General features: G+C 45.3%; 20 protein-coding genes and 1 pseudogene. 10 read left to right on the top strand and 11 right to left on the bottom strand.

Features of this window, described 5'->3' with window-relative positions; all coding sequences use genetic code 11:
* Nucleotides 1–58: 58 nt before the first annotated feature.
* The gene (locus RMO55_RS16075) at nucleotides 59–823 is read left to right on the top strand and encodes a sterol desaturase family protein (RefSeq protein WP_310428073.1); all 765 of its coding nucleotides are present in this window, start codon (nucleotides 59–61) and stop codon (nucleotides 821–823) included.
* An 83-nt stretch (nucleotides 824–906) separates the two neighbouring features.
* On the top strand, nucleotides 907–2,295 hold the full coding sequence (locus tag RMO55_RS16070) for a GTP-binding protein (RefSeq protein ID WP_310428071.1): 1,389 nt from the start codon (nucleotides 907–909) through the stop codon (nucleotides 2,293–2,295).
* Nucleotides 2,296–2,592: 297 nt separating this feature from the next.
* On the opposite strand, the gene mfd is transcribed toward RMO55_RS16070, so the two are convergent.
* The 6 genes from mfd to RMO55_RS16040 all read right to left on the bottom strand — a co-directional run bounded on the left by mfd (nucleotide 2,593) and on the right by RMO55_RS16040 (nucleotide 10,560).
* Complete coding sequence (gene mfd / locus RMO55_RS16065) at nucleotides 2,593–5,961, bottom strand: transcription-repair coupling factor (RefSeq protein ID WP_310428069.1); 3,369 nt, start codon at nucleotides 5,959–5,961, stop codon at nucleotides 2,593–2,595.
* A gap of 390 nt (nucleotides 5,962–6,351) precedes the next feature.
* Nucleotides 6,352–7,227 (bottom strand): hypothetical protein, encoded by an 876-nt coding sequence (locus tag RMO55_RS16060; RefSeq protein WP_310428067.1) that lies wholly within the window; start codon nucleotides 7,225–7,227, stop codon nucleotides 6,352–6,354.
* Between the two features lie 87 nt (nucleotides 7,228–7,314).
* On the bottom strand, nucleotides 7,315–7,719 hold the full coding sequence (locus RMO55_RS16055; RefSeq protein WP_310428065.1) for a VOC family protein: 405 nt from the start codon (nucleotides 7,717–7,719) through the stop codon (nucleotides 7,315–7,317).
* Between the two features lie 113 nt (nucleotides 7,720–7,832).
* Nucleotides 7,833–8,546, bottom strand: a complete 714-nt coding sequence (locus RMO55_RS16050) for a pirin family protein (RefSeq protein WP_310428064.1) — start codon at nucleotides 8,544–8,546, stop codon at nucleotides 7,833–7,835.
* Nucleotides 8,547–8,686: 140 nt separating this feature from the next.
* A complete protein-coding gene (locus tag RMO55_RS16045; protein ID WP_310428089.1) occupies nucleotides 8,687–9,661 on the bottom strand; it encodes a cysteine synthase A in 975 nt (324 codons plus the stop codon).
* Nucleotides 9,662–9,738: 77 nt separating this feature from the next.
* The gene (locus RMO55_RS16040; protein ID WP_310428062.1) at nucleotides 9,739–10,560 is read right to left on the bottom strand and encodes a nucleotidyltransferase domain-containing protein; all 822 of its coding nucleotides are present in this window, start codon (nucleotides 10,558–10,560) and stop codon (nucleotides 9,739–9,741) included.
* A gap of 91 nt (nucleotides 10,561–10,651) precedes the next feature.
* Here RMO55_RS16040 and ispF point away from each other — a divergent pair, with 91 nt between their 5' ends.
* The 6 genes from ispF to RMO55_RS16010 all read left to right on the top strand — a co-directional run bounded on the left by ispF (nucleotide 10,652) and on the right by RMO55_RS16010 (nucleotide 17,618).
* Complete coding sequence (gene ispF / locus RMO55_RS16035; RefSeq protein ID WP_310428060.1) at nucleotides 10,652–11,128, top strand: 2-C-methyl-D-erythritol 2,4-cyclodiphosphate synthase; 477 nt, start codon at nucleotides 10,652–10,654, stop codon at nucleotides 11,126–11,128.
* A gap of 35 nt (nucleotides 11,129–11,163) precedes the next feature.
* Nucleotides 11,164–11,298 carry a hypothetical protein gene (locus RMO55_RS16030; protein WP_310428058.1) on the top strand — a complete coding sequence of 45 codons (135 nt, stop codon included), beginning with the start codon at nucleotides 11,164–11,166 and terminating at the stop codon, nucleotides 11,296–11,298.
* 655 nt (nucleotides 11,299–11,953) lie between these two features.
* Complete coding sequence (locus RMO55_RS16025; RefSeq protein ID WP_310428057.1) at nucleotides 11,954–13,285, top strand: CmpA/NrtA family ABC transporter substrate-binding protein; 1,332 nt, start codon at nucleotides 11,954–11,956, stop codon at nucleotides 13,283–13,285.
* Nucleotides 13,286–13,551: 266 nt separating this feature from the next.
* Nucleotides 13,552–14,400, top strand: coding sequence for a nitrate ABC transporter permease (gene ntrB / locus RMO55_RS16020; protein WP_310428056.1), 849 nt, complete (start codon nucleotides 13,552–13,554; stop codon nucleotides 14,398–14,400).
* A 151-nt stretch (nucleotides 14,401–14,551) separates the two neighbouring features.
* Nucleotides 14,552–16,537, top strand: coding sequence for a nitrate ABC transporter ATP-binding protein (locus tag RMO55_RS16015; RefSeq protein WP_310428054.1), 1,986 nt, complete (start codon nucleotides 14,552–14,554; stop codon nucleotides 16,535–16,537).
* A 295-nt stretch (nucleotides 16,538–16,832) separates the two neighbouring features.
* Nucleotides 16,833–17,618: a nitrate ABC transporter ATP-binding protein gene (locus RMO55_RS16010; RefSeq protein WP_310428052.1), complete on the top strand. Its 786-nt coding sequence runs from the start codon at nucleotides 16,833–16,835 to the stop codon at nucleotides 17,616–17,618.
* Here the strand turns inward: RMO55_RS16010 and RMO55_RS16005 are convergent.
* The 4 genes from RMO55_RS16005 to RMO55_RS15990 all read right to left on the bottom strand — a co-directional run bounded on the left by RMO55_RS16005 (nucleotide 17,615) and on the right by RMO55_RS15990 (nucleotide 21,657).
* Nucleotides 17,615–18,100 (bottom strand): 3'-5' exonuclease, encoded by a 486-nt coding sequence (locus RMO55_RS16005; RefSeq protein WP_396134351.1) that lies wholly within the window; start codon nucleotides 18,098–18,100, stop codon nucleotides 17,615–17,617. The genes RMO55_RS16010 and RMO55_RS16005 overlap by 4 nt on opposite strands.
* Before the next feature lie 324 nt (nucleotides 18,101–18,424).
* Nucleotides 18,425–18,952, bottom strand: a complete 528-nt coding sequence (locus tag RMO55_RS16000; RefSeq protein ID WP_310428048.1) for a Ycf51 family protein — start codon at nucleotides 18,950–18,952, stop codon at nucleotides 18,425–18,427.
* A 123-nt stretch (nucleotides 18,953–19,075) separates the two neighbouring features.
* On the bottom strand, nucleotides 19,076–19,552 hold the full coding sequence (sufU, locus tag RMO55_RS15995; RefSeq protein WP_310428046.1) for a Fe-S cluster assembly sulfur transfer protein SufU: 477 nt from the start codon (nucleotides 19,550–19,552) through the stop codon (nucleotides 19,076–19,078).
* A gap of 224 nt (nucleotides 19,553–19,776) precedes the next feature.
* Nucleotides 19,777–21,657, bottom strand: coding sequence for an SLBB domain-containing protein (locus RMO55_RS15990; protein WP_310428044.1), 1,881 nt, complete (start codon nucleotides 21,655–21,657; stop codon nucleotides 19,777–19,779).
* 568 nt (nucleotides 21,658–22,225) lie between these two features.
* Between RMO55_RS15990 and mnmA the strand changes: the two genes are divergently transcribed.
* Nucleotides 22,226–23,305 (top strand): tRNA 2-thiouridine(34) synthase MnmA, encoded by a 1,080-nt coding sequence (gene mnmA, locus RMO55_RS15985; RefSeq protein WP_310428088.1) that lies wholly within the window; start codon nucleotides 22,226–22,228, stop codon nucleotides 23,303–23,305.
* A 312-nt stretch (nucleotides 23,306–23,617) separates the two neighbouring features.
* On the opposite strand, the gene RMO55_RS15980 is transcribed toward mnmA, so the two are convergent.
* Nucleotides 23,618–24,211, bottom strand: a complete 594-nt coding sequence (locus tag RMO55_RS15980; protein ID WP_310428042.1) for an Npun_F5749 family FMN-dependent PPOX-type flavoprotein — start codon at nucleotides 24,209–24,211, stop codon at nucleotides 23,618–23,620.
* Between the two features lie 165 nt (nucleotides 24,212–24,376).
* On the opposite strand from RMO55_RS15980, the pseudogene RMO55_RS15975 reads away from it, so the two are divergent.
* Nucleotides 24,377–25,877: pseudogene (locus RMO55_RS15975) on the top strand (hypothetical protein); the annotation flags it as partial.
* Nucleotides 25,878–26,096 lie beyond the last annotated feature (219 nt).

Genomic DNA, 26,096 nt, shown 5'->3' with positions numbered 1-26,096 from the left:
TCAATCGATCTAATGGCTGATATATTAGAGTACCCAAATATTCGGATTATTTGAGCCTATGACTGTTAAGTTAATTATCGTAATTACGACGATCTTCAGTTTGCTAGTTTTGGAAAACAAGTTTCCATTTTTTTCTTTCCAGAATACTCTATTGTCGAGAATTACCAACAATTTTGGGTTGGGGACAATTAACTCGATCCTGTCGAGTCTATTGACGATCTCGATCGCCCGATCTGCGCTGCTAAATGGCTCACAGCCAGGAATAGTTACAACGATCGCCTCGCCAGTCGTAGCTGGAATCTTGTCTTTTTTAATTCTCGATCTTTACATGTATTTCTGGCATCGATCGATGCATAGATTACCCCTTGCCTGGAGATTTCATCGGGTACATCATACAGATCGATCGATGAATGTATCTACAGCCTATCGCTTCCACCCGATCGAGATTATGAGTTCGAGTATTCCCAAACTAGTCTTAATCTGGGGGCTGGGAATTTCTGGCGATCTTGTGTTAATTTACGAGCTAGTATTTACCGTCATTGTCGCCCTACATCATAGCAATTTAGCCATCCCTGGATCGCTCGATCGAATATTAGCTTATATCATCGTTACCCCAAACTATCACCGGATTCATCATTCCCAACTCGTGACAGAAACTAACTCCAATTATGGTAGTGTCTTCACCTGGTGGGATCGAATCTTTCAAACTTATAACGGTCGTCTCGATATTATCGCGATCCACCTCGGTGTTAGTGATGAAACTAGAGACTTAAATATCTGGCAGTCGCTGCTCCTGCCGATTAGTAACAGAAACTATAATTGACCGATTTATCTGCTGATACCAGTACCCTAAAACTGTTTTTGGTGATAGCCTAATGAGTAATTTCGCGATCGTGTATCTAGAATATGACTAACCCTGAGACAACCATCAATGCTCCCGCACCAGAATCTCTAGATCTAGACCGCGCCAGAGCGAGTTTAAAGCAGAGTTTATCTCGATATGCGGCCGCTAAAGTTGGGGAAGTTTCACCTAGCTTGCAGAGCGATTTAGATACCTTAGCGAATACATTAGCCAAGCTGGAGCAGACTAATTATAGTATTGCCGTATTTGGATTGGTCAGTCGGGGTAAATCGGCGGTGTTAAATGCACTGATGGGTAAAAAAGTCTTGGAAACTGGGCCGCTAAACGGGGTGACAAGGTTCCCTCGATCGATCCGTTGGTCGCCAGATGGTATCATTCAAATCGATCTGATCGATACACCTGGTTTGGATGAAATTGATGGGGAAGCCCGCGCTCAAATGTCTGCAGAAGTCGTGCGTCAAGCAGATTTAATTTTATTTATCATTGCGGGCGATATTACTCAATTAGAATATCAATCGTTACGCGAATTGCGTCAGGCACAGAAGCCGTTATTACTAGTATTTAATAAAGCCGATCTGTATCCCGAACAAGAACGTCAAACTATCTATCAACAATTACAAAGTTTGAGTGGGGATACTGTCAGCGATGAGTTATTGCAGCGGTTGCTATCAGCGGATGAAGTGGTGATGGTAGCCGCAGATCCCACAGCCATACAGGTACGGATTGAATATCCCGATGGCACCAAGAAATTTGAGAGGGAACAGCCCGCGCCCCAAATTGCACCACTTCAGGATAAAATTCAAGAACTGTTAGCACGGGAAGGTCGATCTTTATTGGCGATTAATGCTCTCGTGCAGGCGCGTGCTGCGGAAGCGAATTTGGCAAAAAGTACTCTAGCCGGAATGCAGTCGGAAGCAAATGCTTTAGTATGGCAATTTGCTCAGTATAAGGCGATCGCGGTAGCTGCAAATCCTGTGGCAATTTTTGATGTTTTGGGTGGGGTATTTGCGGATTTATTATTGATTCGATCGCTGGCGAAGTTATATAATTTACCGATGACTAACTACGAGATTAGTAAGTTATTCAGTGGGATTCTATTTAGTAGTGGTAGTTTATTGCTCGGAGAATTAGCAACTAGTATCGTGTTTGGCGTAGGGAAAACCACCGCACTTATCGGTTCTGGTGTGAATTTGACTGCAATTCCTGGTTATCTGGGCGCGGGTGCGATTCAAGGTGCAATTGCAGGTTATGGTGCTTATGCAGTGGGGAAAGCTACTCAAGCTTATCTGGAAGCGGGTTGTACCTGGGGACAATTGGGTGCAAATACGGTAATCCAAGAAATACTCGATCGAGTCGATGATGCTACCATTATCTCGCGGCTACGGGATGAATTGTTAGCTACTCCTGTGACTGAAAATCCACCAATTTCATGAATGAACTTCAGATTAAGGATATTGGCTCCGCTCTTGCACCGCCCGCGACTAAAGTGCGGGCTAGTAGCTCAAGTCCTCTGAAGAGGACTTGTCGATTGATATCTTGTTGCAATGAACCTGTCGCAAAAAGTATTGCGACAGGGTAAATTAATTGTGAACAGCACAAGTTTTTCCAGTCCGTTAAAACGGACTTGAGCTAATGGCCTGGGGATTCATCCCCCTGCGGTGATCGAACGAAGCAGATTCTTCACCCATTGCGTAGCTACTGGAGAGGACAGAGGCGCGGTTTCTAACCGCTTAGGTGATGGAATTACTAGCCATCAATACGCCTTGCATCTTACTCAAGACATTAATCAGGGTTTCTACCTGCTCGTTAGGGCGCAATACACCCAAGCCTCTAGCGGTGACTTTACCCATACTATAAACATAACGCGATCGACTGCTATCGGTCAGATATTCGGCTAACAAATTCCAGGCTGGTTCCGCCATTGGTGTTTCTAGAATAACGTGTTGTTTGCCATCGGGACGAATGCGACTAAAGCCGAGTTGTTTGGCAATTTGTTTGAGTTCGACAATGCGGAATAATTGTTGAGCTGGTTTAGGAATTGCACCATATCGATCGTGCCATTCGGCGGCAATATTGGCTAGTTCTTGCTTGCTATCGGCGGCGGCTACCGATCGATAGGCACTCATTTTTTGCTCTAGATCGGCGATATAATCGGCGGGAATCATGGCGGTGACTTTGAGGTCGATTTGAGTATCGTCTACTTGAGGAATTTCCTGTCCGCGAATTTCTTTAATGGCTTCTTGGAGCATTTCCATATATAAGTCAAAACCAATTACATCCATCTGTCCCGATTGTTCTGCACCGAGCAGATTTCCGACACCCCGAATCTCCATATCGCGGGTGGCTAGTTGATAACCAGAACCCAACTGTGTGAACTCCTGAATCGCTTTTAACCGCTGTCTAGCTTGTTCGGATAGTGTTGTTTCATTTGGATAAAATAACCAGGCATGAGCTTGAATTCCGGCTCGTCCGACGCGCCCTCGGAGTTGGTATAGTTGGGACAATCCAAACCGATGGGCATCTTCAATTAAGATGGTATTAACGCGGGGAATATCTAAACCCGATTCGATAATTGTGGTACAGACGAGTAAATCTGCATCGCCATTACTAAATGTCAACATCGTTGATTCTAGTTCCGATTCATCCATTTGTCCGTGGGCGATGGCGATGCGACAGGAGGGAATTAATTCGAGAATTTTTGCCGCAGTTTCTTCGATTCCTTCGATTCTGGGAACCACATAAAATATCTGTCCGCCTCGATCGAGTTCTTGACGAATTGCTGTGGCTACCACATCTAATTTATAAGGTGATAAATGAGTGGAAATTGGGCGACGCGATGGGGGTGGAGTGGTAATTAGACTCATTTCTCGCACCCCAGAAAGAGACATGTAGAGGGTGCGGGGAATCGGGGTAGCAGAAAGGGTGAGGACATCAATATCACTTTTTAGGGTCTTAATTTTCTCTTTTTGATTTACTCCAAATCTTTGTTCTTCATCGATTACTAATAAACCTAGCTCTTTAAATTTCAGCTCTTTACTCAATAGTTGATGAGTCCCGATGACGATATCTAGTTCGCCAGTTTTAAGGCGTTGGAGAATATTTTTACGTTCTTCGGCTGTGCGAAAACGATTAAGTAACCCGACGTTAACTGGATAGGGTGCAAATCGTTCTTGGAGAGTGTGATAATGCTGTTGAGTTAAGATTGTGGTAGGCGCGAGAAAAATTACTTGTTTATGGGAGGTGACGGCTTTAAATATCGCTCTAATTGCTACTTCTGTTTTACCGAAGCCTACGTCACCACAGACTAATCGATCCATCGGTCGATCGCTTTCCATGTCTCGTTTGACATCTTGAGTTGCTTTCAATTGATCGGGGGTGGGTTGATAGCGAAATGAGTCTTCTAGTTCCTGTTGCCAAGGTGCATCGGGGGGGAACGTAAATCCCTGTTTGAGCGATCGATCTGCATACAATTTCAGCAGGTCGAATGCTAATTTTTTAATCGATTTCTTGACTTTTGCCTTGGTCTTTTCCCAAGCTTGACCGGATAGTTTATTTAATTCTGGTTTTGCTGTTGCACCCTGACGAAACCGAGATAATACGCCTACCTGATCTGCTGGGACTTTGAGCGAACCATCGGCATATTGAATCGTTAAATAGTCGCGGAGAACATCATCAGTCCGAATGCTTTCAAATTGGACGAATCTCCCTAATCCATGATTGCGGTGAACCACATAATCGCCAGGCCGCAATTTATTCGGATCGACTTGTTTCGATACCGCCTGACGACGTTTGCGGGCATAACTAAAACTCGCTAAAGATTGTTGTCCAAAAAACTCTCGATCGGTAACTAATACCATCCTAAATGTAGGTAGGATAAACCCTTCTAATTCAGCCACACCTGAATATTTAATCGCTACCGCCGTATGCTGAATTTGTAATTTGTCGATCGCCGGAAAGTCGCGGGGATTCGGGACAAATTGAGCGGGACAATCATGCTCTTGTAATAGTGATGCCGATCGAGAAGGTTGAGCAGATACCAGCCAACTCGAATAATTTTGTTTGTGATAACCGCGCAAAGTTTCGGCAATCTTGGCAAACTGATGGGGAATAGTCGGAATCGATCGACAGGCTAAATTTAAACCCTCACCACTAACTACTAATTCATCTAATCGGAGATAAGCAAATCTCTCCCCAATCTTAGCAAGACTACTACTAAACTTTTCGTGTAAAACCGGAGTGCCTGGGGGTAACTTTTCCCATTCCTCCTGAATATATTCCCACCAGCGATCGTTATGTGCCTGACATCGATCGAACTCATCGATCGCTATCAAACAATTATCTGGTAAATAGTCTATTAATGAATACCGATCTGTCGAACTATCTTCGCCAAAAATCGTCGTAAAATTTACCGGAGTGAGAGTCAGACTTTCAATCTTATCTAAAGAACGTTGCGTACTCGGATCGAACTCTCGCAACTTATCCAACTCATCGCCAAACCACTCTAATCTGACAGGCATTTCCGCCGCCACCGGAAAAATATCGATAATATCCCCGCGCCGACTCCATTGTCCCTCAGTTTCGACTAGTGGGACTCGATCGTAACCCAAATTCACCAACTGAGTACCGAGCCGCTCTACATCCCCCTCATCCCCCGCCCGCAACGTCAAACACCGCAAAGAAAATTCTGCTGGTGACGGTAAATGTGGCTGCAAAGCTAACGTGGTACAGACGATCGCCACCCGCCGATCTCCCCCTGTTGATAAAGACTGCACCTCTGCCAACCCCTGCATTTGTCCCCAAACCGTCTCAGATTCGACGCTAGCAGCCCCGTAGGGCGATGATTCGGTCGTAGGATAGAAGTGGACAGCTTGCCAGCCCATCGCCTCTAATTGAGCCGCCCACCTGCCAGCTTCTTCCACCGTCGCTGTCACCACCAATAGATGTCGCTGCGATCCTTGAGCCAAAGCTGAGGCTACCAAACCTTTCGGTAAACGAGGTAATCCATTCAGATGCAGCATCCCCTGCTGTTGGAGCTTTGAGAGCAATTCCGCCGCCAGTTGGGAGCGTTCGAGGGTGCGAATCAGTGCAGAAAAAGCCATTATTTGAGTCAGCAGTTAAGTATTAAGCAGCATTCGCCCCAATCGGCCAGATGTCGATGGCAACAGATTTGTCAGGATCGACAGCTATCGTTCTCACCTTAGCCGAAATTGATGACAGGGGCAATTCATCGAAGATTTGGGTAAAAACCCAGTGCTAGAAGCACGGCTTTCTAGTAGACCAAAAACGCCGCTTAATGGATACCCTCAGATCTATGCTGATTACCAGTGCTTTTGTGCTGTCTTGACGCGCTCAAACCTGGGCAAAGCCGAGGAGCGCGCGTCGCTGGTGTAAGATGTGAGCATATACAAGATGTTGATAAAAATAGCAGTAAAAAAAGTCCGTAATGTTTTTGCAACATTACAGACTTTCAACTTTCAACTGTTAACTAACTAAGTATCTACTCGATAATATTCCTTAGTTGCTTCCGCGTACCCCCAAGCTAAACCTTCAGGGTCGCGATTGCGAGTCCAATCGGTAAAATCTGGCTCGCCTCGTCGCTTGTAGATCGTACTGGAATGTACATCTAGTCGCTTCGCTAGCTCGGACTGGATAATCGTCACTAGTGGGATATTCGGCAGCGGTGCAGTCGCGGTATCGGCTACTGATAAAGGCTCAACCGCTGCACTAGTTGGGGCAGATTCTTCATCAAATAACTTACCAAGACCGCTCAGATTAGAACCTGCGGGAGGAGCAGGGGGAGATTCTGGTGGTGCAGTCACCTCCGCGACAACTGGAGAAATTGGTGAGACTATTTCAAGAACGGGAGGAATAGAGACAGATGGTAATAGTACTTCAGGAACAGAGGGAGTAGGAACGGGTGCTAATGCAACAACTGGATTTGTTGCTGGCATAATTTCTGGAGCCTCACGCTCGCTATCATCAAAAATGCTGCCTAGAGTACTAATTGAAACAAAATAATAGACTTGTCCTCGATCGGGATGTTGACGGCTACCAGTGCCAAATTCACCAGCTTTAGCCGCTAAATATTTCTGAGATACATTCCCCGAAACGTTTGCTTTGAGGGAAAGATCAATCGGGGTAATTTCACCGCGATTTTGGACGATCAGTTGTTGAAAAACTGGATCGATCGATCGAGTAGTCTTCGACCATTCGTAGCTTTGCCAGATATTTCCACCAGCAAGAAGCACCGTTATACCCAATATAAATGGCCACGCTACAAATAGCGCAGACATCGCCAGTGCTGCTGGTAGAAGGATCAGCAGACAACCTGTGGCACTTTTCGTATTTATAGCTCTTTCAGGCATTTGCCCTTAGTTTTTTAACTTAACGCTAAATTATTTTAGTCGATCGTACCGCTATTTTTTTATTCCGGTGACTTCTACTCCTAAATATTAAATAATGTCAAATTTTTTCGTCGATTCTCGTTCTGGATCGACAAGGGTTAATTCGATCGCATTTCCATCGGGATCTTGAGTAAAGAGTGCTGCTCTACCTGAATTGCTCATTTTTACCACACAGTTGGCTGCGAGTAATCTTTGTTGGGCCTGTTCCAAATCCTGAATCCCTAGAGCAATATGCGGATTGCGAGTGGATACTGTCAAATCGATACCATCACTGGCTTGATAATTGGCATTTTCAATCAAGTGGATTTGAAAATCGCCGATTTGATACCAAGCACCAGGATAGTTCAGATCTCGATCGACCTGTGCCAATCCTAAAGTACCAGTATAAAATTCGATCGATCGATCCAAATCGGATACCATCACCGCAGCGTGCAAACAACTAACAACTTTCATCAGGGACAGGGGATAGTAAATTAGCAATTCTCATTTTAAAATTCTTTGACGACAGAATGCGGATTACAACAGTTTTATTTTTAAAAACAGGGGAAATTCTAGAGCTGCTGTATTTAACCTAAGTCGAATAGTAGAATCTCCCCACTACTCGAACTAGATAGCTCTAATTTACTACCACCCGGATAGATGACCGCATCACCTGCTGCTAGGATGCGATCGTCAAGCGTTACTTCCCCCCGTGCGACATGCAACCAGACAGATCGATCGGGTTGAACCTGATAAGATATGCTGTCATTGGCAGCAATTACCCCCACGTACATATTTGCATCCTGATGGATGGTCACAGACCCATCGCGACCATCTCGTGACGCTACCAGGCATAATTTACCCTGTTTTTCCTCAGGGGTAAAAGCTTTCTGCTCGTAACTGGGTGTGAGGTTCTCTGTATCGGGAATAATCCAAATTTGGAGTAAATGGACTGATTCGCTCGGAGAATGATTGAATTCGCTGTGGGTAATCCCTGTCCCCGCCGTCATTCGCTGAACTTCGCCAGGATAGATGACCGCACCAGTACCCAGACTATCTTGATGTTGGAGAGCACCAGATAGAACATAGGTAACGATCTCCATATCTCGATGTCCGTGAGTACCAAACCCACTGGCGGGAGCGATAATATCATCATTGATGACTCTCAGGCTCCGAAATCCCATCCAATCACGATCTTGATAGCTACCAAAGGAAAAAGTATGATAGCTATTCAACCAATCAATTTGAACGTGCCCGCGATCGCTCGATTTACGGACGATCGGCATTAATGTTTGATTCATAATCTAGGTTCTAGGCTTTGGGCTTTAGATATTTTAGGGTATGGTATCGCTGGTGGTGACGCACCGATTTATGAGCAATCGAATTGATTTCGACCGATATCTTGACGATCGAGCATAGATACTTAATCTATGCTCTTATTTTAATCAATTACCAAGCCTTTGCTAGCCAACCATGCGCGATCGAATATGCGAGATTGATACCTCGCGCCACCATCGCATAATACTGTCACAATTGTGTGTCCTGGCCCCATTTGTTTTGCCAACCTGACTGCCGCAGCCACGTTAATACCAACAGAACCACCCATAAACAACCCATCCTGACGTAGAAGTTGATAGATGACTTCGATACATTCTCGATCGTCAATTTGGATGGCATCATCGATCGGAACACCTTCCAGATTGCCAGTGACGCGACTATTTCCAATCCCCTCCGTAATCGAACTTCCTTCGAGATGAATTTCACCAGTTTTCACATAACTATATAAACCACTACCCATCGGGTCTGCCAGGACAGTTTTTACCCGAGGATTTTTTTCCTTGAGAAATAACGACACTCCGGCAAAAGTGCCACCTGTCCCCGTCGCTGCGACCCAACCATCAATCTTGCCATCAGTCTGCGCCCACATTTCTGGTCCCGTAGTTTCATAATGTGCCAGACGGTTCGCCAGATTCTCAAACTGATTTGCCCAGACTGCATTTTCCATTTCAGCAGCAACACGACCGGATAATTTGACATAATTATTCGGATCTTTATAGGGCACGGCAGGCACTGTACGGACTTCTGCGCCGAGGGTGCGGAGTGCTTCTATTTTTTCTGCCGATTGGGTTTCGGGGATGATAATCAGGCATTTATAGCCCTTAGCGTTGCAAATATGTGCCAGCCCGATACCTGTATTTCCAGCCGTTCCCTCAACCACCGTTCCGCCTGGTTTGAGGGTACCGCTACGCTCGGCATCTTCAATCATATACAAGGCGGCACGATCTTTGACTGACCCACCAGGATTAAGAAATTCTGCTTTACCTAAAATTTCACATCCAGTTGCATCGCTAAAACTATTGAGTCGAATTAGTGGTGTATTGCCAATTGCTTCTACAAAGCCGCGTTTGATATCCATCGAATTAGTAATTGATAATTGATAATTGATAATTGATAATTGATAATTATTAATCGATCGTTCTAGTACTGAGCGGGTCACTCGACCAGTAGCACTTTTCGCCCCCCGAGCCCCGCCACCTCTCTTCCAAGAGCATAGTTTTTAAACAGGTTGTTGAGAGCTAAATCATTAATGTTGTGTTTGGGGATAGTTTTGACGGCTCGATTGCAATTGTCGATCTCTGCTTGAATAAAATTATTGAGGATTTGGCTGAATGGAATTGTTGTAGCTTCAGTGGCAGTTGCTTTGATAGTTAATAGTCGATCGATCTCCGCTAATATATCCTGACGATCGCTAATTAGCTTAAGTAAATCGCTGAAAACCATTGGTGGAAAGCTACGATAAGTAACAATCCATTTAGCTGCTAGAATTGGGCGGAGTGCATAAAAATACTTTTTCAACTTGATGACATCAGATTGAAGATGTTCTTGGTAGCAGTTGGTAGTCATGTTGAGATAATGATAAATTCCCGCATGCGGGGCATAATAACTGTTCGCTAGATCGAGTAATTCTGGGGCTAAATTATGATTATTCTCATAAATTATTGGCGACTGTATCCATTCATAGATAACCGAGTTCGAGCCTTTAAATAATTTTAGAGCTTTGCGTAGATCCCAGCCATTAATATCTAACAAGGAATTTACAGGTAGATCGATGGTATCGCGACGATCCTCGATCGATAAATACCATTCTAGAGGGCGGAGATAAATGAATCTCACATCATAGTCACTATCTGGAGACGGAAATCCCCAAGCTCGACTTCCCGACTCGCAAGCATAGAGAATGACGATCTGCTCTTGAATTGCTAATTGTTGCAATTGAGATTTGATGGTAATTGCGATTTCCCCTGGTATGTCCATCGATCTCGATTTGAACAATAGTGTGTTTCGACCTCTCTGGTGCGATACGATCGATACTAGCTATTTTGCCACATCTTACTCCTCAAACTCCATGAACATCCGTATCGGTAATGGTTACGACATTCATCGCCTCGTGTCCGATCGTCCGCTGATCCTGGGCGGTGTTAAAATCGAGCACGAGCTAGGTTTATTAGGGCATAGCGACGCAGATGTCCTGACTCATGCGATTATGGATGCCCTGCTCGGTGCATTGAGCTTGGGTGATATCGGGCACTATTTCCCGCCAACAGATCCGCAATGGGCGGGTGCAGATAGTATCGAACTTTTAAAACAAGTCCATCGTTTAATTATCGATCGAGGCTGGCAAATTTCCAATCTCGATACAGTTGTTGTTGCCGAACGTCCCAAACTCAAGCCCCATATTCAGGCGATGCGCGATCGATTGGCACAAGCGTTACAATTATTACCAGAGCAAGTTGGGGTCAAAGCCACTACCAACGAAAAATTAGATGCAACAGGAAGGGAAGAAGGAATTTGTGCCTATGCTGTCGTCTTATTAACCAAGTAGTCTCAATTATCCGATCTTTAACCGACCGAATTTCCATGAAGCTAAATCAATTAATCGCCATCTTACAATCAGTCAAGACAAATAGTGGCAAAGGTAAAACCGAAGTTTATCAACTGGCGCAAAAGAGCGCGTTATTTCAAGGATTGAGTCGGACTTATCAACCTTCGTAGAACAACGTTTGTGAGACACGAGTTCAAATCTCGTCCTTTGCTTGATCTTGCAGAGGTAGTTTAGCGGTTAAACATCACAGCATCAGATTAATTCTACGATAACCGGAAATAATCGGGCAGGATCGGCGTTATAACTATAAACCCGTCAACCAGGATAGTGTTGGCGGGCTTTTCAATGGATTTTATATTTTCTCTAGGGTGACAGATCCCCGACTATCTTGCCTCGCTTGCTTAGTGTGCTAAACCCTCTCTTCTCTATCGAGAGGCTACACCAACGAGACGCTATGCGTTGGCATAGCCTGCGCTTTGCGCTTAGGGTAGAGCCGAGGAGCGCGCATCCGCGCATATTCGGACAGCTTGGGAGGGGTAAAGATCTGTAGCATTACTGCGAGGAAATCAAATAGGATTGCTATAGATTAGATCTAATTATCATCATCATAATTTTTACTAACGAATATTTGCTATCGATCGTATCGATCGATACTGTTTTCTATTTCCGTATTTTAGGACTCCAAAATCTAATATTTGTCAAGCTTTTATTCTTAATTGGTAACGAAACTTACAGTTTTATCAGCAGTCAAAAACGACAATAGAGAAAAGCAATTGGCAGTAATCACTTTTACTGACCTAAATACGAGGAGCGATCTATAAGGATATGAGTCAATTTTCAAGAAGAAAGTTTATGTTCACGGCTGGTGTCACCACCGCCGCTAGTATTTTGACTAATGCTTGTAGTAAAAAGCCTGAAGGCGAAGCAAAGAGTTCCACAGCAGAAATAACTCCAGCAACTACTATCGCAGCAGGTGATGCACCAGAAGTAACGACAGCTAAATTAGGTTTTATTCCACTGACGGATTCAGCACCATTAATCATCGCTAAAGAGAAAGGTTTGTTTGCTAAATATGGAATGAAAGATGTCGAAGTTCTCAAACAAACTTCTTGGCCTGTTACTCGCGATAACTTAGAAACTGGCTCCGCTGGTGGTGGGATCGATGGAGCACATATTCTGTCACCGATGCCCTATTTTATGACGATGGGAATGACCAAAACGAAGCAACCGGTACCGATGTATATTTTGGCACGATTGAATACAAATGGACAGGCAATTTCAGTGGCCAATATTTATAAAGATGCTAAAATTCAACTTAAAGGTGCAGGATTTAAGGAAGTTTTAACTAAGGCTAAAACTGGCGGTAAAACGGATCTAAAAATAGCAGTTACTTTTCCTGGTGGCACTCACGATTTATGGATGCGTTACTGGCTAGCAGCTAATGGTGTCGATCCAGCTAAGGATGTTTCTGTCGTGCCAGTACCACCACCACAGATGGTATCGAATATGAAGACAGCAAGTATGGAAGCCTTTTGTGTGGGCGAACCTTGGAATGCGAGGTTGGTCAATCAAAAGCTGGGTTATACCGCATTAGTAACAGGAGAATTGTGGAAAGATCATCCTGAAAAAGCTTTTGCAATGCGTGCTGATTGGGTTGATAAAAATCCTAAAGCTGCGAAAGCAATTTTGATGGCAGTCATGGAAGCGCAACAATGGTGTGATAAGCCAGAGAATAAAGAGGAAATGTGTAAAATTATTTCTATGCCTAAATGGTTTGATGTTCCGGTTACAGATATCCTCGGTAGGATTCAGGGCAAAATTGATTATGGTGATGGCAGAACTGAAACTGCGTATCCCAATTCGATGAAATTCTGGGCAGATAATACTTCTTATCCTTATCAAAGTCACGACATGTGGTTCTTAACTGAAAATATGCGATGGGGAAATATTCCAACTGATTTTGTCAAGGCACAAGAGTTGGTTAAGAAGGTAAACCGTGAGGACTTATGGAAGGTGGCGGCAACAGCTTTAAAGGTTGATGCGGCTCAGATTCCAGCAAGTACTTCCCGTGGGGTGGAAACTTTCTTTGATGGGGTGAAATTCGATCCTGCGAAGCCGGAAGAATATCTCAAGGCTCTGAAGATTAAGAAAGCTTAAATTAGCTAGAGCGGCGATCTTTGAGTATCGCTGTCTTGACTAATTTAGGCTTCGACAATAAAAAATACTAGTCCAATTTTAGCATTCAATCGCAAAGCGTACCGTAGGTAATCGAGCATAGTCATTGGAGGTGATGTGTAGACCCTTACCCTACCCCAGCCCTCCCCTTATAAAGGGGAGGGAGTAAATCCCCCCCTCTGGGGGGTTGGGGGGGTAACACCGTTAGCTCCAAATGGCGAATTATTAATAACGAAACAAGGAGAATTATGGCACTAAGTAGTAGTCGGCAAGTCAGCAAAAATCGTAGAGGTGCTAATAGTAATAGCAACTCTTGGATTGTGAAGCAGGCGCGGGGAATTCTGCCGCCAGTGGTTGCTTTGTTGGTATTTTTGGTGATTTGGCAGTTGCTATGTATGCCTGGTTCTCAGGGTTTACCTGGGCCGATTCAGGTGGTTCGGGGTGCTTGGGACCCGTTTATTATCAATCCATTTTTTGATAATGGTGGTAACTCGAAGGGGTTAGCTTTACAGGTATGGGCGAGTTTACAACGGGTATTTATTGGGTTTAGTTTGTCGGCAATTGTTGGGGTGGGATTTGGAATTCTGATTGGTTCTAATAAGTTAGTGTATCGATCGCTCGATCCGATTTTTCAGATATTGAGAACGATTCCACCATTGGCTTGGTTGCCGATCGCATTAGCAGCATTAAAAGACAATGGTTTAGCTGCAATTTTCGTGATTTTTATTACGGCTGTATGGCCAATCTTGATTAATACAACTGTCGGCGTTCAGCAAATTCCACAGGATTATATTAATGTCAAGCGGGTATTGAAGTTGTCGAACAATGCCTACTTTTTTAAGATTCTACTACCTGCTTCCTTGCCTTATATTTTCACTGGTTTACGCATTGGGATTGGTTTGTCTTGGTTAGCGATCGTTGCAGCGGAAATGCTCAGAAGTGATGTTGGAATTGGATTTTTCATCTGGGAATCTTACAACAATGCTTATCTCGATCGAATCATTCTCGCGCTGATTTATGTGGGTGTGGTTGGGTTTCTGTTGGATCGATCGATCGCTTTCATTGCCACGAAGATTGTGGCAGAGGATCGTAAATAATATATGTTTTAATTGCTGGTGTGATTGGGCGGGTTTGAATTATATTTTTGGTGCGTTCGATGTCGATACCATAAACCCGACCCTACGAGTTATTTCTGAATATAACAATAGGTAAAATTAATACCATCCACTATTCACTATTCACTAAATTATGTTTGTACAGATCGACCATGTGGACAAGGTATTTCCGCTGGCTAATGGCGGGAGTTATGTTGCACTTAAAAATATTGAGTTGGAGATTAGGGAGGGTGAATTTGTTTCTTTGATCGGTCACTCTGGCTGTGGAAAATCGACGTTATTAAATATGATTGCGGGACTCGATCGAGCTACAGCAGGCGGGGTAATTTTAGAAGGACGAGAAATTACCGAACCTGGGCCAGATCGAATGGTGGTATTTCAGAATTATTCACTGTTACCGTGGCTATCCGTGCGCGAAAATATTGCTCTCGCCGTCGATGAAGTCTATAGTAGACAACCCAAAGGCGAACGCAAAAGTATCATCGAACATCATATCGAATTAGTCGGCTTACAAAACTCCGCAACTAAACGCCCTAACGAACTTTCTGGGGGGATGAAACAGCGTGTCGCAATCGCGCGTGCCCTAGCTATTCGTCCTAAACTATTACTGTTGGATGAACCCTTTGGTGCTCTCGATGCGCTGACTCGTGGCGGCTTGCAAGAACAATTGATGCACATCTGCGAAGAAAGCCGCGTTACCGCTGTCATGGTGACACATGATGTAGATGAAGCTCTATTATTATCCGATCGAGTGGTCATGCTCACCAATGGCCCAGAATCAAATATCGGGCAAATTCTCACCGTCGATTTACCTCGCCCTCGCCGCCGGATGGAAGTAGTCAAACATCCCGACTACTACCCAATGCGGAGCGAAATCATCAACTTTCTCAATCAGCAAAAACGAGTCAAACAACGCCAATCTGCCAAACCGACCCAACTCCTCGTCCCCCAAACTAAAAAACTCGAACAAACTACTGTCAATATCGGCTATATCCCCCTCACCGACTGCGCCCCGCTAATTGTTGCCAAAGAAAAAGGCTTCTTCACCAAATATGGGATCGAAATCGCCAACCTCTTCCAGGAGGCTAGCTGGGACGCGATCGCTAACAATATTGTTAGTGGAGAGATTCACGCGGCCCAAATGGTCGCAGGGCTGCCTCTAGCCCTCACTCTGGGCATGAATGGTAGACCCTCTACTCCTATTTCTGTTCCCCTCGTCCTCTCGCGCAACGGCAATGCCATCACTCTCAGCACTCAGCTCTACAACCAGGGCGTTTATACCCTCCAAAATCTCAAAGCCGCAATTAGTACCGTCACCCTAGAACGTAAACTCACCCTCGGTATCGTCCATGACTGCTCCATGCACAACCTAATGCTGCGGTACTGGCTAGCCTCCGCTGGCATCGATCCCGACAACGATCTTAACCTAGTCGTCATCCCACCACAAGAAATGGTCGATCGACTCAGATCTGGCGCAATCGATGGCTTCTGCGTCGGCGAACCCTGGAACACCCAAGCTGTTCAAGAAGGGATCGGCTTCGTCATCGCTACCGACTTAGATATTTGGGCAGGCAACCCCGAAAAAGTCCTCGGATTTAAAGAAAGTTGGGTACAACAACATCCTAATACCCACGCCGCGATCGTTCAAGCTGTGCTCGAAGCCTGTGAATACTGCGACGAACCTCGCCACCGTCAAGAAATCCTCATCCTCCTCACCGAGCACCTCAACATTTCCCCCCAATACATCCGCCCAGGCTTAATCGGACCATTCGACAGAGGCGGTAACATCCTCCCCGAAATCCTTCCCCGCTACCACCAATTTCACGTCGAAAATGCCAACTGTCCGCGCAAGGTTGAGGGATTATGGATTCTTACCCAACTCGCTCGATGGGGGATTGTACCCTTCCCCAAAAACCATCTAGAAATATTAACCAGAGTGCGACGGGTAGATCACTTTCTCAAAGCTTGTCAACAATTAGGATACATCGGCATCGAACCCGATCGCGACCCCTTCCAGCTTTTTGATGGGCAAGTATTTAATCCTGATGAGCCTTTGAATTATCTGCGGAATCAGCCGATTCATCGCGAACTTACGATTAAAGAAATCGATCTGGATTAGTTTTAGTTGCTGCGGAGATCTTTACCCCACCCCAGCCCTCCCCTTATAAAGGGGAGGGAGCCGGAAAGACCAATCCAGACTAAATTCTAGTCTAATAATCTTTAACTAAAACCTAAGTTGGAGCGAATGCCGCTCCAAGCTAGCCCACAGATATGACCTTATGCAGGGGAGTTTGAGGGGCGGCATCCCGCCTCTCAACGGGGGGGTTGGGGGGGGACCCCCCAGATCCGGGTTCTACCCACCAGCAACCAAAACCGAAGCACTAATCCAAGAATAACCTCAGCCAAACAAAAATATGTCATTCCTCACGATCGATCGAGTCACCAAAGTTTACCCCACCGCCAACGGCCCAGCCACCATCCTCGATGGTATCAACCTCACCGTCAACGAAGGCGAATTCATCTGCCTAATCGGACACTCCGGCTGCGGCAAATCCACCCTGCTCAACATGGTATCCGGCTTCAACACTCCCACCAGTGGCACCGTAACGCTCCAAGACAGACCGATTACCGAACCTGGGCCAGATCGAATGATGGTGTTCCAAAACTACTGTCTCCTGCCCTGGCTAACCGCCTATGACAACGTTTATCTAGCCGTAGATTCCGTCTATCCCACCCACACCGAAGCCCAGAAAAAAGAGATCGTCCGCGAACATCTAAATATGGTCGGACTCACCGAATCCGCCACTAAAAAACCTGGACAACTCTCCGGCGGGATGAAACAACGAGTCGCGATCGCCCGCGCCCTCGCGATCAAACCTCAAGTGTTAATATTAGATGAACCCTTTGGTGCCCTCGATGCCATTACCAAGGAAGAATTGCAAGATGAACTACTAGCAATTTGGCGCGAACATCGAGTCACAGTATTAATGATTACCCACGATATCGACGAGGCATTGTATCTAGCCGATCGATTGGTGATGATGACCAATGGCCCTGCTGCTAAAATTGGGGAAGTACTGGATATACCATTTGATCGACCTCGGAATCGTGAGGAAATTATGGAAAGTAGTACTTATATCGAGCTACGCAATTATGCCCTCGATTTTCTCTTCAATCGCTACGCCCATTTAGATGATTAGGGAAGGGAAGCGGCAATGACAATCTCGGCACAAGCACGAGCATCAGAGAGTGCGTGGTGATGATTTAATTCGATCTTTAGATGCCGACAGACATCAGGGAGTTTAGTCGGATAGAGATTCCACCGCTCGCGAGCGAGGGCGACTGTGCAAATAAACTTCTGCTTAGGCTGGGGAATATTATACAAGTCGCAGCAAGCGTAGAGTACCCGTCGATCGAAACTCGCATTGTGCGCGACTAAGGCATCCGCACGTTCGATTCTGGTGGAAATTTGTGCCCAGACTTGCTTAAAAGTCGGGGCTTGAGCTACGTCCGACCACATGATGCCGTGAATATTGGTAAATTCAAACCGATATGACGGGGGCCGAATCAGGAAAATTTCTTCATGGATGATGGTTTGATTCTCAATCTGAACGATACCTAAAGCACAGGCACTATTGGGATCGCGATTGGCAGTCTCAAAATCGATCGCGACTAGTCTCATGGATTTTACCTTTTCGATCGACAATAAACAAGTTTAGCATCGTCGATTAAATAACTTGAAATTATCGAGTCAAAGTAGGGGTAATTCATGAAGCGGCGGTTTTATTCTGGGGTTCCCCCAGAATAAAAAACCGACAAGACAGCGGCTCGCGCACGCCCTGGTTTCCCGACGGTTTAGCGAGACAAAACAGCGGCGGTTTCATTCGGAGGTTCCCTCCGAATGAAAAAGCGACGCATCGAACGGGAGGAAACCTCCCGTTCGATGCGTCAAGACACCGACAAGACATTACCCCTACTTTGACTCGATCGCTTTATGCCACCGACATTAACCCTTTAAACTAGGAGCAGTAGCTACTTTACCTAAATTAGCTCGATCGATCCGCACATTCAATTCACTGTCTTCGCCACCACCGAGCGAACGGATCACCTCGCCTAATACCAGCGGTTCGGAGACTCCAGGCTGTGGATGAATTACAGTGCGGGCACGAACTTTGAGTTGTCGATCGATCGAACCAGAGCGACCATAAGAATATAAATCCGCTGCAGCTTGGCGTAAAGTGGCATCTAATCCAGCTTCACTAATTGGGGTAGCGACAGTAATTGTCGCTCGATCGCTACCGTTATCATAAATCAAGGAATAATGCAATGCTCCAGGCACATTGGTATGGACAATGGGAACTAAACCCAGTCCAAATAAGCCAACTGTCAACACTGCCATAAATCCAGTCGCGCCTACCAATCGGTATTTAAAGCTCCACTGTAGGACTAAAGCCAAGATCGTGAACGCGGCAAAAGCCAGGGTCGCAATTCCCGACCATTGGAAGTATTTGAAAAAGTCAGCAGTTGAAATCATAAGAGAGGAGGGGGGAGGGGGGAGCGGGGAGCGGGGAACAGACAGATTATTTGCGTTGCTAAAGCAGAAAATCCGTACATTAAATCAGCAACGCCCAATTATCAATTATCAATTATCAATTAATTACTCTGTTTCATTCGTGACAAAATCGGCGAGTTTGGCTTCGCCTGTGAGTTGGAGTGCGGCTTTGAGGGTATGCCAACCGAGATTGGCGCATTTGATGCGGACGGGAAATTGAGCGACTCCTTTCATCACATTGAGTTTTCGCTGCGCTTGGGGAAATTCTGTTTCCCCTTTCATCATCCCTTGAAAAATCTTGACTAATTCTAGAGCTTCATCGACTGATTTTCCAGCTAAAGCTCCAGCCATCAGATCGACGGAAGCCATCGCAATCGCACAACCCTCACCTTCAAATTGGACATCAACAATGCGTTCGCCACTAGGATCTAACTGTAATGTCAACTCGATCGTATCACCACAAGAGGGATTGTGACCTTTCTGATATCGATCGATCGGATTAGTTTTGCCGCGATGTTTCGGTTTTTTGTAGTGTTCGAGGATGACCTGTTGGTACAGATCGCGCAAATTAGTTGTATTCATAGCAAAGTAGGCAGATCGATCGATAACCAGATCTTCATTATCATCGATCGCTACTATTCATGGCTAGTTCTAGTTTTTTTTGGATGGAGGTGGAAGGGGAAGGAAGGGGAAAGGAGAAAGGGGTTAATCTTTAGATTTTAGGAGGTAAGAGTCCTTCTCATCTCCGAAGCCCGAACCCCGAACCCCGAACCCCAAACCCCGAATCCCGAACCCCGAACCCCGAACTAGAATCTGAGGATATTTAGTAGACCATTGAACGGAGTTAAGATCGTGCTGAAACCATCGCCGATACGGGTTAGGTTATTACGACCGATCACGATCGTATCGTTGTTTTGTAAGCGGGGGTTATTTTCAGGATCGATACCTCTGGCAAAATTGAGTCTGATCAACCGTTTTGTAACAGTACCGTTGGGATTGAGGCGGATAAAGTCTACCTCATTTTTATTAGCACGGACGTTATTAAAACCACCAGCCAGCAGGATTGCTTGATTGAGCGTAGTATTGGAAGGAACTTCGCGACCACCACCAGCAGAACCAGCCGCTTCACCAATCACATTGACTTTAATCGTCGCAGGGGAGAAAGTCGAAGATGCGACCAGTTCGACATCTTGCGCAGTTGCATTCTGGGCCACTGGGATAAAAATTCGATCTCCTTCTTGCAGAATCAGATCCTGTGCGGTGTCACCTTGCTGAATTAGCTTAAATAAGTTGAGAGCAATTTTTTGTTCGCCAGTACGTGTCGTCCGAATCAATTGGATATTCCGAATATCTGCTGTGGGTTTAATCCCTGCGGCTGCTTGAATTGCATTGGTAATGGTCGGGAGCGCGACCGTCCCAGTCAACTGAGTATTATTGTTAGTATTATTACTCTCTCCTTTGATCGTATAGGTACCTGGACGATTTACTTCGCCGACGACCACTACTTTTGGCGGACTAATTGCCTGTGGTCCGAGGTTGGAAGCACTAACTAAACTGCTATTGACACTGTTAATCGAGGATGAGGTGGGGAGCAGAATGGTATCGCCATCTTGGAGGATAATATCTTGACCGAAATCTCCAGATTGCAATAGATTCATTAAATTAATCGCCACAGTCTGACCTGCACCTGTCCGAGTATTCCGACGTACTTTAATTCGGCTTAGATCTGCGGAAACAGTACTACCGCCAGCTATTTTGATTGCTTCGGTAAGGGTAGGCGGAGTGACCCGTCCGGTACCTCCAGTCGATGCACCACTTTCACCTCTAAGTGTATAAGTCCCTGGTTTACCAACTTCTCCCAAAATTGCCACTTTAACAGTAGCGTCTTGATTTGCTAGATTAGAACCTGACAAGCGTAATCTGTCTGCAGCACTGACATTTTCAGCACGGGCGATATAGATTGTATCTCCATCGCGCAAGGTAATGTCCTGAGCCGTATTACCCCGCTGGAGAACATCGAAGAGATTGGCTGTAATAATCCTACCAGTTGCCGCACGGCGGACTTGGACTTGGCGTAAATTAGCAGTTTGGGTGGTTCCACCAGCTAATTGGATCGCTTGACTAACGCTGGGGAATTTACGATTGGTATCGGTGAAAGGGACAGTGTAAGAACCCGCACGAGTGACTTCTCCTGCAATGGCAAATTGGACGGGACGAGGAGCTAAAACGCTAATAGTGACGATGGGGCGTTTGACGTAGCGAGAGAAATAAGCGGTTAGTAAACTAGAAGCTTTTTGGACGGTCATGCCTTGAATGGGAATCGCCCCGACAACGGGAAGATTGATCGCGCCGTCACCCAAAACGTAAAATTCACCACTATATTCTGGCACATTAAAGATATCGACCCGTAATCTATCGCCAGGGCCGAGGGTGTAGGAATCTGCAAAACTATTTTGAGGTGCAAATACTTTTGGCGCGGGAGCCTGAGCTGGCGTTTTGGGCTTACTTACCTTGGCTGGAGCTGCTAAATTTACTTTAGTCGTGAGCGTCTTAGCTGGAGTAGTTGGCTTAACTGCCTTTGCTGGAGCTGCTACACTAATCGACTGGAGATTGACAATCGTCAATACTGGAACTAAACCAAGGATTAGACCTTTGTAGAGGTGAGTCCGCAAACTAGCAGTGTTCATAAAAAATTTATATATTAGTTGTAATCGGATTGGTGTTTGTTACCCTAGTTTAAGGCGATTAGCTTGGTTCTACCCTCAGTCTTTTATCGTACCTTTAACAAATTCTAGTCCTAAAATAAACAGACCGGATTAGGTTTTTTAGGGGATGTCTGGCTCAGGATTTTAACTGTGGACTATACCTTGTCGATTTTGGTTTGATTACTAATGTAAATCGGACGATCGTTTGCCTGACTGTAATTGCGGTCTGGTGCTGTTCAGCAGACGTTTATTCGCAATTTGATGTTCCCCAAAAGACTGACATCATAGTCTTGCGAAAATGCTCTTTCTTCAGCGGCGATCGGTAACGACACTATCCTCTCTCATTATGCCCACTCGATCGACAAAAAATAACTGCTACTGAGCTAAAATCGATCGGTAAACCCTTAGTTTACTCCTGCCGATCGAATCTAGCAGTGACCGAAATCGCTAAACTCAGTAATTTTGAGCGTCAAGGTGTCGGCTCACATCTTGCACCAAATCCCGAATCCCAAAGCCGATCGAGAAGTGTTAAGTTAGAATTAGGCAATTTATAGCACAAATACAGATGTTGCCATCTACAAAAAAAGTTGTTGTTGGACTCTCTGGTGGGGTAGACAGTTCTGTTGCCGCCGCCATTCTCTGTGAGCAAGGTTATGATGTTCTCGGTCTGACGCTGTGGTTGATGCGGGGGAAGGGTCAGTGTTGCTCGGAAGGAATGGTCGATGCGGCGCGAATCTGTGAGCAATTAGGGATTACCCACGAGATTGTCGATAGTCGCGATACTTTCGAGCAGTATATTATCGATTATCTGGTGGCGGGCTATGAAGCGGGGATTACGCCATTGCCCTGTTCTCAGTGCAATAAGGCAGTGAAATTCGGACCGATGGTAAAGTATGCCAAAGCAGAGTTAGGAGCCGATTATATTGCCACTGGACACTATGCGCGGATTACCTACGATGATAATTTGCAACGGCATCAATTGCGACGGGCGATCGATCGATCGAAAGACCAAACCTATTTTCTGTACGATCTAGAGCAAGATATTCTGGCGGCGACAATGTTTCCCCTGGGGGATACACTCAAAACTCAAACGCGGAAAATCGCCGCTGGATTAAATCTCTCTACCGCTGATAAACCCGAAAGTCAAGATCTCTGTTTGGTCGAAAAACACGGTTCGATGAAAACTTTCCTCGACCAATATATTAACGAGCGTCCGGGTGAAATTGTCAACACTCAAGGCGCAGTCCTCGGACAACATCTTGGCATTCATCATTACACGATCGGGCAACGCCGAGGGATTGGGATTGCGGCACCAGAGCCTCTCTATGTCGTCGCTCTAGATGCGCTAAAAAATCGGGTCGTCGTCGGCTCTCGCGAAGAAACTCATGGTTCTGACTGTACAGTCGATCGGGTCAATTGGGTCTCAATTCCTCAACCGACTGCCCCAATTCGAGCTGAAGTACAGGTGAGATATCGCTCTGAAGCTGTACCTGTGAGTGTAATTCCGCTCGCTGATGGCAAGATTAAATTGGTATTTGACGAACCCCAATTTGGGATTACTCCAGGTCAAGCTGCCGTCTGGTATGACGGAGATATCGTCCTCGGTGGCGGAATTATCGACCCAATTTAGTTGAAAATTGAAAGAAATACTAGATCCCCGACTTCTTCAAGAAGTCGGGGATCTGTCGTAACCAGCATCAATCAATTAAACCTTCTTGCCGCGCTCTGTTCAAGGTCAATACTCGGAGATTTACCTCAATCGGTCAGCTTCGCAACATGAGCGACGATTTTAATCGTGCGGCAATCGATCGCGCCACCAGTGTTAATCGAATTAATTTCCAATATTTAAAACAACACTCAATGCTTTACTAACTTCATCCATAATCTCGCCAGATGTCGTTAACCGATGAGTAGTTTAGTTAAATAAAAATTGTGGGGAAAGTTACGGATTAATCGATCGAATCCCCCATTCTCCATCAACTAATTCATATAGGTAACAGTTCTGCGGTTCACCGCGCAACTCTAAATGAGTAACAGAGCTAACATCCAGCAATAATAGACAAAAATTCTCCGACGGCTGATGTTCATCCGGCTGCGGTGGATTAAAATCCTGTGGATCTTCGCTTCTATCTGCCCCAGGCGTGCCCCAATCGAACTGAATGCGCCCAGAGTCAGACATCTGTTCCCATGCTGCTTGACGAGCCGCAGAGTAGCTAGTATCGCTAGATGCTGCGGTGAATAACTCTAGAGTTCCATTCAATCGAAACTGTTCCCGCGTCTTGGGAAAATACCAGCAAGCCTCCGCCCAGGGCGATCCACCCGCGAGTAAATTTATTGCTTTGCTCGATCGAATATCCGTCACAAACTTAAGCTTACTCTCAGGTTCGAGCCACCCGCGAAATACCAGAGTACGATTTTGGGGACGAAGATTGTTGTCAATTGTCGCTAATTGAACATAACGCGCATTCGGTAAACTGCGATTTCGATGTAAGGCGCGGGCGATGCTGGATCTCCAGGGTGGAAGATTGTAATTCAAAATGGAGTCTGTAAAGTTTGCCAACTTAATTTTACTCGAAGTTCCGCCATTAGAGGGGAATCGAATCGCTGGAAGTAGCGCAGATCTTGGGTTTTGACAACGTTGATTTATCCCGTGCGGATGCTTTATATTACTAACTCGTTCAGCAATTAGCATAGCTCACTCATGGTTAGAGAACTTAGCCGAGTTCATCAGGGATCTGGCTTCAGCGAGGAGATTTCGCACCAGACTCAACAGTTCGACTCCGCTCACTGCGAGCAATTAGACTTTCCAGCCAGCGCACCGACGGCAAATCCGGTATTTTTTAGAACATATAGTCGCTTCACCACTACCGGACGCGAAACATGGCAAGATGTCTGTACCCGCACCCTCGCAGGCTTGGTCAAATTAGGTAAATTAACAGATGGAGAAGCTGATGTAATCGATCGAATGCAGCGTCAGGTAAAGGCGATGCCTTCGGGAAGATGGCTGTGGGTAGGCGGGAGCGAATGGCTGGAGCAACCGCAGAATTTTTCGGGTGCGTACAATTGCACGAGTACTAATGTCTGTGATTGGGCGGCTTTTGCCCTGATGATGGATTTGGCGATGATGGGTTGTGGTACCGGAGGTATTTTAGAACCCAATTTAATCGGTAATCTACCCGCGATTAAAAATCAACTCAGCGTTACTACAATTAGCGAAATTGGTAAAGTACCGATCGCTAATCGGCAAGAATTAAGTACAGTAGAAATTGCTGGTAATAATGCCACAATTCGCGTCGGCGATAGTCGTCAAGGTTGGGTCAATTCCTATAAGATTTTATTAGAATTATCTACTGACGATCGCTTTGATGGCGAAGTTCAAGTCAGCATCGATCTCAGCAATGTTCGCCCTGCTGGCGAACCACTCAAAGGCTTTGGTGGTGTCGCAAATCCAGTTAGACTTTTAGAACTATATGGACGTTGCGCGGGGATATTAAATAAAGCAATTGGGAGACAATTAAACTCGGTAGAATGTTGTCTATTAATCGATGAAGCTGCGGTCACGATCGTCGCTGGTAACATCAGACGTAGTGCTGGTATGCGACAATTTAATTCAGATGATACATTAGGTGCAACTGCCAAGGATAATTTATGGCAGCAAGACGCAAATGGTAACTGGAGAATTGACCCAGAACGCGATTCTTTAAGAATGGCTAATCATACTCGTGTTTTTCATAAAAAACCTACTTTAGAAGAGTGTGTTGCCGCAGTTCAGAAGCAATATTATTCAGGAGAAGGTGCGATTCAATGGGCGGGTGAAGCTGTCGCTCGATCGAATGCCGATCTTCTGGATACACCAGCAAAGAAACAGCAATTCATCGATCTTTATGGTCAGTCTCAAGAATTAGCTAAAGGATATTTACGAGAGTTGTTAGTGTCAACAAAAAATAGTGAATTGAAGAAATAACTATTACCTGTAATCTGAAATAGGGTTAGGTAAATGGATTGAGTCACCCTAAATCGATTCATGTTAAGCTATATAGCTAGTCTTATAGATAGCTAGCTATATACAAATTAGTAAATTATTTGGCAGCATAGAATAGATGACATTCACAATCAGTAATGAGACTAAAAATACTACTAGTCAAGACATCGAACTCGAACTAGAGCATCGAATGTCTAGGTTTGGACTAAATCCGTGTGGTAGATAACATTGCCTCACATTAAAAACCCTGTAAAATCGGTGAAAGCTGCGAAATGGTTATTATCTAACCTGCTAATACCGAGGTAACTAGAGAAGCTAACAAGTCTCTAACACCGTAGAGCGTAGAGGATGAAACTGACTAAAATCAGAATATAAACCTCCAAGAGTGCGGGGCACTTATAATTCAAATTAAGTGAAAATGTACGCCGAACTACAGAGA

It is taken from the genome of Chamaesiphon sp. VAR_48_metabat_135_sub (genome assembly GCF_031418915.1).
Classification (GTDB): Bacteria; Cyanobacteriota; Cyanobacteriia; order Cyanobacteriales; family Chamaesiphonaceae; genus Chamaesiphon.
The sequence above is the reverse complement of the archived record's forward strand: the minus strand, read 5'-3'. Positions and strand labels throughout refer to the sequence as shown.

Excerpts from the sequence above, each read along its gene's own strand:
- RMO55_RS16040 (WP_310428062.1), bottom strand. The coding sequence starts at position 10,560 with ATGGACATACCAGGGGAAATCGCAATTACCATCAAATCTCAATTGCAA.
- RMO55_RS16055 (WP_310428065.1), bottom strand. The coding sequence starts at position 7,719 with ATGAAAGTTGTTAGTTGTTTGCACGCTGCGGTGATGGTATCCGATTTG.
- RMO55_RS16060 (WP_310428067.1), bottom strand. The coding sequence starts at position 7,227 with ATGCCTGAAAGAGCTATAAATACGAAAAGTGCCACAGGTTGTCTGCTG.
- RMO55_RS16015 (WP_310428054.1), top strand. The coding sequence starts at position 14,552 with ATGTTTGTACAGATCGACCATGTGGACAAGGTATTTCCGCTGGCTAAT.
- sufU (WP_310428046.1), bottom strand. The coding sequence starts at position 19,552 with ATGAATACAACTAATTTGCGCGATCTGTACCAACAGGTCATCCTCGAA.
- ispF (WP_310428060.1), top strand. The coding sequence starts at position 10,652 with ATGAACATCCGTATCGGTAATGGTTACGACATTCATCGCCTCGTGTCC.
- RMO55_RS15990 (WP_310428044.1), bottom strand. The coding sequence starts at position 21,657 with ATGAACACTGCTAGTTTGCGGACTCACCTCTACAAAGGTCTAATCCTT.
- mfd (WP_310428069.1), bottom strand. The coding sequence starts at position 5,961 with ATGGCTTTTTCTGCACTGATTCGCACCCTCGAACGCTCCCAACTGGCG.
- RMO55_RS16005 (WP_396134351.1), bottom strand. The coding sequence starts at position 18,100 with ATGAGACTAGTCGCGATCGATTTTGAGACTGCCAATCGCGATCCCAAT.
- RMO55_RS16010 (WP_310428052.1), top strand. The coding sequence starts at position 16,833 with ATGTCATTCCTCACGATCGATCGAGTCACCAAAGTTTACCCCACCGCC.
- ntrB (WP_310428056.1), top strand. The coding sequence starts at position 13,552 with ATGGCACTAAGTAGTAGTCGGCAAGTCAGCAAAAATCGTAGAGGTGCT.
- RMO55_RS16050 (WP_310428064.1), bottom strand. The coding sequence starts at position 8,546 with ATGAATCAAACATTAATGCCGATCGTCCGTAAATCGAGCGATCGCGGG.
- RMO55_RS16045 (WP_310428089.1), bottom strand. The coding sequence starts at position 9,661 with ATGGATATCAAACGCGGCTTTGTAGAAGCAATTGGCAATACACCACTA.
- RMO55_RS16070 (WP_310428071.1), top strand. The coding sequence starts at position 907 with ATGACTAACCCTGAGACAACCATCAATGCTCCCGCACCAGAATCTCTA.
- RMO55_RS16025 (WP_310428057.1), top strand. The coding sequence starts at position 11,954 with ATGAGTCAATTTTCAAGAAGAAAGTTTATGTTCACGGCTGGTGTCACC.
- RMO55_RS16075 (WP_310428073.1), top strand. The coding sequence starts at position 59 with ATGACTGTTAAGTTAATTATCGTAATTACGACGATCTTCAGTTTGCTA.
- RMO55_RS16030 (WP_310428058.1), top strand. The coding sequence starts at position 11,164 with ATGAAGCTAAATCAATTAATCGCCATCTTACAATCAGTCAAGACAAAT.
- RMO55_RS16000 (WP_310428048.1), bottom strand. The coding sequence starts at position 18,952 with ATGATTTCAACTGCTGACTTTTTCAAATACTTCCAATGGTCGGGAATT.